Origin of the sequence: uncultured Gordonia sp. (assembly GCF_937858515.1) — a bacterium.
Lineage (GTDB): Bacteria > Actinomycetota > Actinomycetes > Mycobacteriales > Mycobacteriaceae > Gordonia.
The window spans coordinates 38,522-49,535 of sequence record NZ_CALLZT010000204.1 but is presented as its reverse complement, the minus strand read 5'-3'; the positions used below and the strand labels follow the sequence as shown (position 1 = coordinate 49,535).

Sequence of the window (11,014 nt, the reverse complement as noted above, 5' to 3'; positions counted from 1 at the left end):
GGGGGGATGCAGGCAGGGCGCAAGTCTCCGGGAAGAGACTTCACATAGTGTGCCATGCCCGCCGCGAAAGCGCTACCCGATTCACCCGTTCCGCGTGTCGCGGCGTGTCTCGTGTCTCCCGGTGCAATTTTTCCCTGTGCCATTTCTCCCTGTGCCATTTCTCCCCGGGCCGTGTCTCCCGGTGTCGTGAGGTGGCCAGGCGCGTGTAAGGATCGGTTCGTGGCTACCGCACAGCAGTGGATCCAGGGCGCACGCCCGCACACCCTTCCCAACGCGATCGCACCCGTCGTCGCGGGCGTCGGCGCCGCCGCACATGCCGCGGGTGAGCTCTCGGCGGGCGATCTGTCCTGGTGGCGGGCGGGGCTCGCGCTGCTGGTGGCGCTGTCGCTGATCGTCGGCGTCAACTACGCCAACGACTACTCCGACGGGATCCGCGGCACCGACGACGACAGGGTCGGCCCGATGCGGCTGGTCGGATCGGGTGCGGCCGCGCCCGCGGCGGTCAAACGCGCCGCCTTCGTGTGCTTCGGGGTGGCCGCGGTGTGCGGGCTGGTGCTGGCGATCAGTACCGCGTGGTGGCTGGTCGCGGTCGGCGCGGTATGTATCGCGGGGGCCTGGTTCTACACCGGCGGCAGCACCCCGTACGGTTACCTCGGCTTCGGCGAGGTAGCGGTGTTCGTGTTCTTCGGCCTCGTCGCGGTGCTGGGCACGCAGTTCGTCACCGCCGACACCGTCGACTGGGTGGGGCTGGTGTGCGCGATCGCCGTCGGCTGCTTCTCCAGCGCCGTGCTGGTGGTCAACAACCTGCGCGACATCCCCTCGGACACCGAATCGGGCAAGATCACCCTGGCCGTGCGGCTCGGTGACGCGCGCACCCGCATCCTGTTCGGCGCGTTGCTGACTTTGCCGCTGGTCGTGTCCGTGGCCCTGGCCGGGGTGACGTGGTGGGCGCTCATCGGTCTGTTCGCCGCACCTCTGATCTGGGTCGCCTCCGGGCCGGTGCGCACCGGCGGCATCGGGCCGGCGCTGATCGTGTCGCTGGCCACCACCGGCAGGGCGATGCTGCTGTGGTCGGTGGCGACGGCGGTGGCGCTGCTCGTGGGGTGAGTGTTGTTCGTGGCCGTGGTGGTGTCAGGGGTGAACCTCACCGGCCCTAACGCGTCCCTCGCGCCTTCGTCGCTTCGGCCTCAGGGATCAAGGAGTTCGGCCTCGGGGCCCAGATGGCCGGCAGTGACGGTTCTTAGCGAATCCTGAGAACCGGTGGCGGCCGGACCGGAGGCCGACCTACTGTCGGCGACGTGCCGTCCACCACCGACAGCAGCGGGCCCGGCGCCCGCAGGTGGCTCAGTCCTGTCCGCACCCGGCTCACGCTGGTGGCCACGGCCGTGGTGACCGTCGCGATGGCACTGGCCGCGGCCGGCATGTTGCTGACGATGCACCGCATCCTGATCCGCGACGCCGAATCGGCGGGTGCGACCAGGGCGCATCAGCTCGCCGAGGCGCTCGAGGCCGACGGCCTGAACGCGATGACGCCGATGATGCTGGCCAGGGCACCCAACGTCGCCGACGTGGTCATCATCGATGCCGCCGGCGAGGTTCAGAAGTCCAGCGTGGTGGGGGTCCGGCCGCTGCTGGCGAGCCTGCCGCCAGGACGTACCAAGGTCGTCCGCAATATCGAGGTGATCGGCCGGTACGACTACCGGTACACCGTCAACGCGGTGGGGGTGCAGACCCCCGACGGCCCGCTCACCGTGCTCGTGACCACCGACCAGGGGCCGATAACCACCTCGGTCCTCACGGTCGGGTACACCATCTGTCTGGTGTTCCCCGGCATCATCATCGGGGTCGCGCTGCTCACCTACTTCCTGGTCGGCAGGGCGCTGCGGCCCGTCGAATCCATCCGCAGGCAGGCCGATGCGATCTCCGGCGGAGACACCAGCAGGCGGCTGACCGTGCCGGACACCGGTGACGAGATCGCCGAACTGGCGGGCACCATGAACGCGATGCTCGAACGCATCGAGCATTCCCGGGCACGGCAATTGCAGTTCGTCAACGATGCCTCGCACGAATTGAACAGCCCGCTCACCACCCTCGTCGGCCTGCTCGACCTGTCCCGCGCCACCGGGCAACCAATCGACGTCGACACCGTAGAGACGATCATGCTGCCGGACGCACAGCGGCTCGGACGGCTCGTCGAGGACATGCTGACCCTGGCCCGTACCGACGAGCACGGTATGCGCGCCAGGACGCAGCCGGTCGACCTCGATGACCTGGTGCGTGCCGAGGTGGCCCGGATGCGGGCGCTGTCCCCGGCCGCAGTGTCGTCGGCGATCGTGGCGGCCCGCGTCGACGGCGACCCCGGCACGCTCACCCGGGCCATCCGCAACATCGCAGACAATGCGGCCCGGCACACGCGAAACCAGTTGTCGTTCAGCATGTCCCGTGACGAGCACCAGCACCGGGTGACGGTCACCGTGGCCGACGACGGTCCGGGCATCGCCGACGCCGACAAGGCCCGGGTGTTCGACCGGTTCGTCCGCCTCGACGACTCGCGCGACCGCGGGCAGGGCGGTTCGGGCCTCGGCCTGGCGATCGTGACCGAGATCGTGCGCGCCCACGGCGGAACCGTGTCCGTCGCCGACAATCCGGGCGGCGGTGCCGCTTTCACGATCACGCTGCCGCTGGCACCGCAGACCCCGGACGACGACGGCCGGGCCGAACCGGAATCCCCCGAACCGGAATCCCCTGCCCCGAAATTCCCCGCCCCGGAATTCCCTGACACCGGGGCGGTTGCGGAAACCACAAGGGTGCCTGAATGACTAACTCGGCGAATCTAGTTGCACTGGAATACCTTTCAGGAGGTGTGCGCGCCACCGTCGGCGGCCAGCCGATAGCCGTGCCCACGGACTGTCTCTATCGCCTTGCGGCCGAACGGCGCATCGACGCGCCTGCGGAGGTAACTGATGTAGACCTCGACCAGGTTGTCGTCGCCACCGACTTCCGCGTCCCATACGGAGGCGAGGATGTCGGCTTTGGACCGGACCTGCCCCTTGTGTCGCATGAGATCCTCCAGGACCGCGAATTCCCTTGGTGTCAAACCCAATTCGGTATCGCCGCGATGGACGGTATGTGCGGCCGGGTCGAGATGGAGGTCGCCGGCGGACAGGACCGCCGGACGTTCGGGCGCCCCCCTGCGGGCCAGAGCACGCAGCCGTGCGATCAGCACGACGACCGAGAACGGTTTGGTGAGATAGTCGTCGGCGCCGAGATCGAGCGCGTCGGCCAGGTCGTACTCCCCGCTCTTGGCGGTCAGCATGAGCACCGGCGTCCACACCTTCGCGGCGCGCATCCGGCGAACCACCTCGTAGCCGTTGAGGCCCGGCAGCATGATGTCGAGCACGATCACGTCGAACTGCGAACCCACGGCGCTGTTCAGGCCCGATACCCCGTCACCGGCGACCTCCACGACCCAGCCCTGCGACACGAGCGTCCGCCGGACGGTCTCGGCCACGTTGCGGTCGTCTTCCACCAGCAGGATGCGCATGTCCCGACCAAGTCCCCTTCACACGGCAGGTGAGTATGTACCAGCACTCAACCCTAACCGCCGCACCCGGACACGCGGTGACGCCCGGCAGCCCCAGAGCCAGGCCCCGGACCGCCGACGCGGTGTCGGAAACGGCGGTCGCCTACCTGCGGACCATCTACAACCTCGGCGAGGACGGTGTGCCCGCGCGCCGCGCCAGGCTGTGCGACAGGCTCGGGCTGTCGAGTCCGACGGTCTCGCAGATGGTCGGGCGACTGCAGGCCGACGGGCTGGTGCGGGTGGGCCCCGACCGGCAGGTGGAACTCACCTCCGACGGACTGGCGCTGGCCGTTTCCTCGACCCGCAAACATCGGCTGGCCGAGCGGATACTCGTCGACATGCTCGGGCTACCGGTGCTCGCGGCGCACGCCGAGGCGTGCCGCTGGGCCCAGGTGATGAGCGACGACGCGGCCGAGGGCGCGGCGTCGGCACTTGCCGGACCGCAGGTCTCGCCCTGGGGCAATCCGATCCCGGAGCCCGGCAGCAGCCGGATGCCCACACCGTCGGCCACCCGGCTGCCGGACGTACCCCGCGCGAGCAGACCGGTGTCGGGACGGGTGCGTTGGGTGTCCGAGGACACGCAGGCCGACGACGCGTTCATGGCCGAACTCGTCGGCGCCTGCATCGTGCCCGGGGCGACGGTCGCGATCACCACGACCTGCACCGGCTATTCGCTGCGCGGCGTGGGCACCGTGCAGATCCCCCGCAAACGGGCCCACGCCGTCCAGATCGACCTGGGCTGAGAGCCGGTCAGGCGTCGGCACCGACGGGGGGCATCGAGTCGACGACCGCCTGGCGCAGCTCCTCGACGGTGACCGTCGCCGTCGCCAGCACCGCGCGGGAGGCGTCGTCGGCGACGTCGATAATGCCGAGCAGCAGGTGCTGCGCGGTGATCGATCGGTCGCCGCGGTCCCGGGCGATGACGGCCGCCTGACGCAGTGCGGCGCGGGCGTCGGCGTCGAAACGCGGACGGCCGCTGCGGCCGCGTGGTCCGCGGCGTCCCCGGCCGGCCCCCCAGGGACCGGGACCGCCGGGTCCCTCAGCTCCTCCGAAGCCGCGCGGCCCGGGCCCGCCCGGTCCGAATCCGCCGGGTCCGAAACCTCCCGGTCCGTGACCACCGGGCCCGTGTGCACCGGGCCCATGACCACCCGGACCGAAGCCCTCGGGACCATCAGGGCCTTCGGGGCCACAGCCCGGACCGAAGCCCGGTCCTGGTCGGCCACGGCCCCTGGGGCCACGGCCCCGGCGCTTGTCGCCGCGGCCACCGGGGCGTCCGCCCCAGCCCTCGGACAGGTCGTCGCCGAACTTCCCACGCACCGCCTCGCGCACCTTGTCGAGGTCGATACCGATGGCGCGCAGTGCGTCCCGGTCCTCGTCGTAGCGTGCGGCGGCGGCGTCGCGGTCGGCGTCGGCAGCGGGATGGGCGGCTCGGTGGGCCGACACGACGGCCCGGGCACCGGGCAGCGCCAGGCCGCGTTCGCCGAGCAGCCCGAACAGCGGGCCGCGGGCGTTGCAGAGCATCCCGAGAACGAGATGGTCGTTGCCGAGTGCCGGATGCCCGAGGTCACGGGCCTCCTGTTCGGCGAAGGCAAGCATCATGCGATCTTCTCGCGTGAATCGTTCGATCATGGTTCTTCTTCTCCTTCCGGCCCTCGGGGCCGGCGTTCGTTTGCGTGTTTCTGATGCACGGCCTGCCGGCTGACCTGCAGAATGTCTGCGATCTGTTGCCAGCTCCAGCCCGCTTTCCGGGCGTTGGCCACCTGAACCTCTTCGAGTCGGTCGGCGAGGGTGCGCAGGGCGCGTACCGCGCCGAGCCCGCGGTTCGGGTCGTCGTCGGCGGCCAACCGGGCCAGATTGTCCGAAGAACTGCTGTCAGGGGATTCGGTGTCGGGTGACTCCGCCCGCATTGCGTTGTCAACTGGTTCGTCGTGCATGACTGTCAGGTTATATTGACGCGACCGCTGATGTCAATAATTATTGACGAGCAAAATCCCTGTGCCGAGTCCAGAGAGGAATGTCGTAGTTCTGCCCTAATCTCTAAGTCTGACGAACAACTGCGAGGCGGCGCCGGGGCACAACGCCGGAAAACGGAGGGGACGACGATGACCGCATGGATGACCGCATGCCGCATAGGCATCGTGGAGGACCACACAGTCGTGATCACGGGACTGCGCCAGTTGCTCGACGGCGAACCCGACCTCGACATCGTCGCGGCCGCCCCCACCGTCGGCGAACTACTGGACTCGGGCGTGGGCGTCGACATGGCCATCCTGGATCTTCGCCTGCCCGACGGATCGTCACCGGCCGCCAATGTCGCCGACCTGCACGCCGCCGGCATCACCAAGGTCCTCGTGTTCACCTCCGGCGAGGAGCCCTATCTGGTCCGGACCGCCGCGCGGGCGGGTGTGCTCGGCGTCATCAACAAGGCCGAACGCGATTCCGTCATCATCGACGCCATCCGCACCGCCTGCCGCGGGGAGATGGTCGGATCGCTCGACTGGGCCATGGCCGTCGACAGCGACGGCGAGTTCACCGCCGCGGCGCTCAGCCCCCGGCAGCGGGAGGTGCTCAGTCTCTACGCGTCCGGCGAATCCGCCGCCCGGGTGGCATCCCTGACAAACCTGTCCACGGACACGGTCAACGACTACCTCGGCCGCATCCGGCAGAAGTACGCCGAAGTCGGCAGGCCCGCATCCACCAAGACCGACCTGTACCGGCGAGCCCTGGAAGACGGATGGCTACCCTTTCCGCGGCGTCGGCGCAAGTAGCGCCCGGGCCGCCAGATCAGGCGGCCGAAATCCGCATCGAACGACTGTTCTCCATCTTCGTCGGCGCTGGCTACCTGGGCTATCTGCCGCTGATGGCCGCTGCCATCGGCAATGCAGCCGAGCACACCGCCGCATGGTGGACACCGTCGGCGCTGCTTCTGGTCTTCGGTCCCGCCGTGGTGCTGCTGGTGGCCGCCCTCACCCGCCACCGGACGGTGGCGCGCTGGGCGGGACGCACGGCGGCCGGCGGCTTCGTGGTGGCGACGGTGTCCTTCGGCCCGGCCTGGGACGGGCACCCGATACCCGACTACCTGTGGTTCGCGATCATCCCGGGCATCGCAGCGTTGGCCGCGGCGGTCACGATCTCACCGCGCTGGGCGTTCATCACTCTCGTCGCGGCCACGGTACCCGCCAACGTATGCCAGTACCTCGCGCGGGATTCATCGACCACACACAACCTGCTGGTCACCATGCTGTTCTCGTTCTCGTTCATCCTGCTGTTCCTGTCCGCGGCGATCATGGCGATGCGCACCGGGCGCGTCCTGGACGCCACTCGCGCCAATACCCACGCCGAAGCCGAGGCGGCCGCGGCAGCAACCGCTCGCCGCAGCCAACGCAGTCATATCGACGCGCTGCTGCACGACTGGGTGATCTCGACGATGCTGGCGGCCGGACGGCAGGGCAACACCGAGTCCGTCCGCAGGCAGGCCGCGCTCACCCTCGGCAAACTCGACTCCGGTCCGATCGTGCTGACCCGGGTTCCGGCTGCCACCGCGATGGCCCAGCTGCGCGCGGGCGTTCTCGACGTCGACCTGACCCAACCCATTGACGCCCACATCGACGAAGCAGCGATCGACGTCCCGGCCGACGTCGTCGACATCATCGACGCCGCGACCTGCGAGGCTGTGCGAAACAGCATTCGGCACGCCGGCCCGGGCGCACGCCGGACGGTGACGATGAACATCACCGCCGACGGCGTCGACGCCACTGTTATCGACGACGGGGACGGTTTCGACCCCGCCTACGTCGCACCGCACCGGCTCGGGCTGGCGGTCAGCATCCTGGGCCGCCTGCGCGCGCTGCCCGGCGGATCGGCCGAGGTCACCACCGTGCCCGGCGAAGGCACAAGAGTCGATCTGCACTGGACCGAAAGCGTGGCCGGCGGGGTGATCGGGTCGACATCGGGATGAGTACACGGAACCGGCTCCAAACGCCGGACACCACGAGCCCGTCCATCACCGGCGATGTTCGTGACCTGCTCGGAATGAACACCCGCGCCGCGTCTCTGGTAGCCGGTTTGTTCCTGGTGTCACTGATCGCGCAACTCGTGGTGTCGGTCGGCAACGGCAGCGCGCTGCTGCCCGGCATCACGGTTCTGGTCTTGGTGGCACTGAGCGCAGTCGGGCTCCTCACCATCCCCGACGACCCACTTCCAGTCCGCTTTGTGGTAGCGGTGCTCGCCTGCGTGCCGATCGGGGTGTACGTGTCCTTCATCGGCACGCCGCTGCCACCGACGGGTCCCGAGCAGACGTGGCAGTTCGGGGCGATCACCGCCGTCGCCACCTACATGTGCGTCCGTGGCAGGGCAGGGTCAGCCTGGCTGCTGCAATGTCTGGTGGTATGCGCCACCGTGCTGTGGACCCAGTTGTACGGCGACGGTGCCACCCAGGGCTTGGCACTGAGCGCGGCCACCTTCGGGCCACTGTTCATGGCGACGCTGTTCGCCGTCACGATCCGCCCGGCCGCGGCCAGCATCTACCAACTGCGCAAACGCGCCGTCGAACGCAACGCGGCCCAGGTGGCCTCGCTGGCGGCCGTCGCCGAACACGACAAACAGATGCGCGCACTCAACCACCGGGTCCGGCCGATGCTCGAGCGGATCACCGATCCGACCCCGCTGACCGACAGCGAACGCGCCGAATGCCTCGCTCTGGAGGCACAACTGCGCGACGCCCTGCGAGCCCCGATCCTGGCCGGCCACGAATGCACCGCGCAAGCCGCCGCCCGCGCCCGCGGACGCGGAGTGACCGTGGTGATGGTCGACGGACACGGCCTCGACGACACCGCGGCCGCCGACCGCGAATACGTACTCGGACGCCTGGCCTGTGCCCTCGACACGGTGACCGGAGGATCCATCATCATCCGGGTCCTGCCCCCAGGACGCGACCTCGTCGCGACCGCCGTCATCGACCCCGACGCAGGCGGCACCGAATCCGCCTCCCACGCCACCCGACTCGAATTCGCGCTGCCATGACCACCACCGCCGATACCACCACCGCCAATACCACCGGCGCCGACTCCACGATCGCCGACGACCCGATCCCGGACAACGAGGCCCAGACCCGCATCGTCCGGTTGTTCGGGATCTTCGTCGGCAGCTCCTACCTGGTGTATCTGGCGATCCTGAGCCCGTCGATCGTGTCGAACACCGATCTCGTCGCCGGGTGGTGGACGGTTCCGGCGGTCGCTGCGGTGTTCGGGCCGCCGGTCGTCCTGCTGGCCGCCTCGATCGTCCGGCGCCGCGACCTCGCGCGCATGGCAGCGGTGACGTCGGCCATCGGCTATCTCGCAGCCGGGCTGACCTGGCTGATCGCGTGGAACCACGAGTCCTCGTCCGTACCCCTGTGGTATTCGATGCTCCCGGCGTTCGCGGCACTGGCGGCGGCCGTCGTGATGCCCGCCCGGACGACGATCGCCTACCTGTGCGCGGCCGTCGTGCTCTCGTGCACCACCGAGTACCTCGCCCGCCCGGACGACAAGGCCGGAATCCTGCCGCTGTCGATCATGTTCACGCTGAGCTTCAGCCTGCTGTTCGTGGCGGCCGGCGTGATGACGTTGCGCACCGCACGCCTGCTCGACGAGACCAGGGCCGGCACCTACGCGGCGGCGGCACGGACCGCGGCCACCCTCGCCCGCAAGTCTCATCGAACCAAAATTGATGCGCTGCTTCATGATTCGGTGATTTCGACTTTGCTGGCGGCCGGTCGGCAGGGCAACAACGACGCCGTGCGCCAGCAGGCGCTGCTCACCCTGGACAAGCTCGACACGCAGCCGGTGCCCGCCACCATGGTCCCGCTCCGCGCGGCCCTGACCCAGCTGCGCGCCGGCGTCCACGCCGTCGACCTCTCGCCGCGGGTGGATGCCACCGCCTCCCCCGAATCCGCGGCGCTGACCATCCCCGCGGATGTGGTGGACGTGCTCGACGCCGCCGTCAGCGAGGCCGTCCGCAACTCGATGCTGCATGCGGGTACCGACGCCGCCCGGCACGTGTCGATCCGCGCCGATGTGGACTCGCTCACGGTCGACATCCTCGACGACGGATGCGGATTCGATCCCGGCGCCGTGCCCCCGCACCGCCTCGGGGTGGCGGTCAGCATCATCCGGCGCGTACGCGCGCTCGAAGGCGGATCGGCGCAGGTCGTGTCCCGGCCCGGCGCAGGCACCGCGGTCCATCTGGCCTGGTCGGCGCCGCGATGATCGGCCGGCGCCTCGGCGTACCGGCCGGCGAGTATCCGGTGGATACCGCGGCCGGCGGCAACGTGCGCGGACTTCTCGGGATGACGACCCGGGCGGCATGGCTGATCGTGGGTCTGTTCCTGGTCTCCAAGACGGTGCAGGTGGTCATGGTGGCCGGCGACGTGCATCCGCAATGGCCCAGCGTGCTGCTGCTGATCGTGCTGGCCCTGTCCTGCCTGGCGCTGCTGGCAGTGTCCGCCGACCCGCTGCCCTGGTCGCTGACCGTGGCGATGGCGATGGTCGTGCCGGTACTTCTCTACCTGGTATTCACCACCACACCGTCGCCGACCACCGCACCCCAGCAGACCTGGCCGCTGGGAATGGTGACGGCGATCTGCATCTACCTGAGCATCCGTGGGCGCACCGCCGGGGCGTGGGTGTTGATGATCGGCTGCACCACGGCGTGCGCGATGTGGACGGTCGACACGGACCGTGGGGTCGGTGCGGCCATCGGGCTCATGTCCACCACCATCGCCGCACTCGTGGCGGCCACCCTGTTCTCGCTGACGATCCGGCCGGCCGTCGAGAACATCTACGAGCTGCGCAACCGCTCGATGCAATCGAACACCGATCAGGTGGCCGCGCTCGCCGTCCTCGAGGAGAACCGCGAACAGATGCGGTATCTCGACGCGGAGGTGCGGCCCACCCTCAACCGGATCGCCCGGCCGCAGCCGCTCACCGACGCCGAACGCGACCGGTGCCGACGCCTGGAGGAGTCACTGCGCGACCGGCTGCGGGCCCCGATCATCGCCGCCGATCCCGGAACCGCCGGTGCGGCCGCCCGCGCCCGGGGCCGCGGCATCGAAGTCGTCCTGGTCGACGCGCACGGACTCGACGACTCCGCCCCCGCGGTGCGCAGCTCGGTACTCGCCGCGGTCGCCGACGCGCTCGACTCCACGACGACGGGGTCCGTGGTGGTGCGTGTGTTGCCACCGGACCGGGCACTGGTGGCCACCGTCGTCATCGACCCGCAGGTGCCGGGTTCCGAACCGGTCCGGCTGGAGTTTTCCGCCGACGGCGAGCGTGTCGACCGTCCGGGCGACAACCTGGGAGAACGCTGAGACTTCGGACCATAAACCGTGCTCACTGACTACACTCGCCGGTATGCGAGGCCGTGAGGAATGTTCCGGTTGTGGCCATCCGCGCC

General features: G+C 69.5%; 11 protein-coding genes. 8 read left to right on the top strand and 3 right to left on the bottom strand.

What is annotated here, in order from left to right:
- Window positions 1-219: 219 nt before the first annotated feature.
- Both Q0627_RS19680 and Q0627_RS19675 read left to right on the top strand, forming a co-directional pair.
- Window positions 220-1,107 carry a 1,4-dihydroxy-2-naphthoate polyprenyltransferase gene (locus Q0627_RS19680; RefSeq protein ID WP_298812084.1) on the top strand — a complete coding sequence of 296 codons (888 nt, stop codon included), beginning with the start codon at window positions 220-222 and terminating at the stop codon, window positions 1,105-1,107.
- Window positions 1,108-1,298: 191 nt separating this feature from the next.
- Window positions 1,299-2,819, top strand: coding sequence for a cell wall metabolism sensor histidine kinase WalK (locus Q0627_RS19675; protein WP_298812082.1), 1,521 nt, complete (start codon window positions 1,299-1,301; stop codon window positions 2,817-2,819).
- Between the two features lie 35 nt (window positions 2,820-2,854).
- On the opposite strand, the gene Q0627_RS19670 is transcribed toward Q0627_RS19675, so the two are convergent.
- Window positions 2,855-3,544 carry a response regulator transcription factor gene (locus tag Q0627_RS19670; RefSeq protein ID WP_298812080.1) on the bottom strand — a complete coding sequence of 230 codons (690 nt, stop codon included), beginning with the start codon at window positions 3,542-3,544 and terminating at the stop codon, window positions 2,855-2,857.
- 35 nt (window positions 3,545-3,579) lie between these two features.
- Here Q0627_RS19670 and Q0627_RS19665 point away from each other — a divergent pair, with 35 nt between their 5' ends.
- Window positions 3,580-4,326: a metal-dependent transcriptional regulator gene (locus tag Q0627_RS19665; RefSeq protein WP_298812078.1), complete on the top strand. Its 747-nt coding sequence runs from the start codon at window positions 3,580-3,582 to the stop codon at window positions 4,324-4,326.
- A gap of 7 nt (window positions 4,327-4,333) precedes the next feature.
- Here Q0627_RS19665 and Q0627_RS19660 read toward each other — a convergent pair whose 3' ends face one another.
- Window positions 4,334-5,212, bottom strand: a complete 879-nt coding sequence (locus Q0627_RS19660) for a Clp protease N-terminal domain-containing protein (RefSeq protein ID WP_298812076.1) — start codon at window positions 5,210-5,212, stop codon at window positions 4,334-4,336.
- On the bottom strand, window positions 5,209-5,490 hold the full coding sequence (locus tag Q0627_RS19655) for a helix-turn-helix domain-containing protein (RefSeq protein ID WP_298812090.1): 282 nt from the start codon (window positions 5,488-5,490) through the stop codon (window positions 5,209-5,211). Before Q0627_RS19655 ends, Q0627_RS19660 begins: the two co-directional genes overlap by 4 nt.
- A 195-nt stretch (window positions 5,491-5,685) precedes the next feature.
- On the opposite strand from Q0627_RS19655, the gene Q0627_RS19650 reads away from it, so the two are divergent.
- From Q0627_RS19650 to Q0627_RS19630, 5 genes are read left to right on the top strand one after another with little or no spacing between them, the layout of a single operon-like run.
- Window positions 5,686-6,351 (top strand): response regulator transcription factor, encoded by a 666-nt coding sequence (locus tag Q0627_RS19650; protein WP_298812074.1) that lies wholly within the window; start codon window positions 5,686-5,688, stop codon window positions 6,349-6,351.
- On the top strand, window positions 6,318-7,541 hold the full coding sequence (locus Q0627_RS19645; protein ID WP_298812072.1) for a sensor histidine kinase: 1,224 nt from the start codon (window positions 6,318-6,320) through the stop codon (window positions 7,539-7,541). Before Q0627_RS19650 ends, Q0627_RS19645 begins: the two co-directional genes overlap by 34 nt.
- Window positions 7,538-8,605, top strand: coding sequence for a hypothetical protein (locus tag Q0627_RS19640; protein ID WP_298812070.1), 1,068 nt, complete (start codon window positions 7,538-7,540; stop codon window positions 8,603-8,605). Before Q0627_RS19645 ends, Q0627_RS19640 begins: the two co-directional genes overlap by 4 nt.
- Window positions 8,602-9,828: a sensor histidine kinase gene (locus Q0627_RS19635; protein WP_298812068.1), complete on the top strand. Its 1,227-nt coding sequence runs from the start codon at window positions 8,602-8,604 to the stop codon at window positions 9,826-9,828. The genes Q0627_RS19640 and Q0627_RS19635 overlap by 4 nt, the downstream gene beginning before the upstream one ends.
- The gene (locus Q0627_RS19630; RefSeq protein ID WP_298812066.1) at window positions 9,825-10,928 is read left to right on the top strand and encodes a hypothetical protein; all 1,104 of its coding nucleotides are present in this window, start codon (window positions 9,825-9,827) and stop codon (window positions 10,926-10,928) included. The genes Q0627_RS19635 and Q0627_RS19630 overlap by 4 nt, the downstream gene beginning before the upstream one ends.
- The last annotated feature ends 86 nt before the right edge of the window (window positions 10,929-11,014 follow it).

What these genes read in the sequence shown, in the direction of transcription:
- Q0627_RS19670 (WP_298812080.1), bottom strand. Translation starts at nt 3,544, where the DNA reads ATGCGCATCCTGCTGGTGGAAGACGACCGCAACGTGGCCGAGACCGTC.
- Q0627_RS19665 (WP_298812078.1), top strand. Translation starts at nt 3,580, where the DNA reads ATGTACCAGCACTCAACCCTAACCGCCGCACCCGGACACGCGGTGACG.
- Q0627_RS19660 (WP_298812076.1), bottom strand. Translation starts at nt 5,212, where the DNA reads ATGATCGAACGATTCACGCGAGAAGATCGCATGATGCTTGCCTTCGCC.
- Q0627_RS19655 (WP_298812090.1), bottom strand. Translation starts at nt 5,490, where the DNA reads ATGCGGGCGGAGTCACCCGACACCGAATCCCCTGACAGCAGTTCTTCG.
- Q0627_RS19650 (WP_298812074.1), top strand. Translation starts at nt 5,686, where the DNA reads ATGACCGCATGGATGACCGCATGCCGCATAGGCATCGTGGAGGACCAC.
- Q0627_RS19645 (WP_298812072.1), top strand. Translation starts at nt 6,318, where the DNA reads ATGGCTACCCTTTCCGCGGCGTCGGCGCAAGTAGCGCCCGGGCCGCCA.
- Q0627_RS19640 (WP_298812070.1), top strand. Translation starts at nt 7,538, where the DNA reads ATGAGTACACGGAACCGGCTCCAAACGCCGGACACCACGAGCCCGTCC.
- Q0627_RS19635 (WP_298812068.1), top strand. Translation starts at nt 8,602, where the DNA reads ATGACCACCACCGCCGATACCACCACCGCCAATACCACCGGCGCCGAC.
- Q0627_RS19630 (WP_298812066.1), top strand. Translation starts at nt 9,825, where the DNA reads ATGATCGGCCGGCGCCTCGGCGTACCGGCCGGCGAGTATCCGGTGGAT.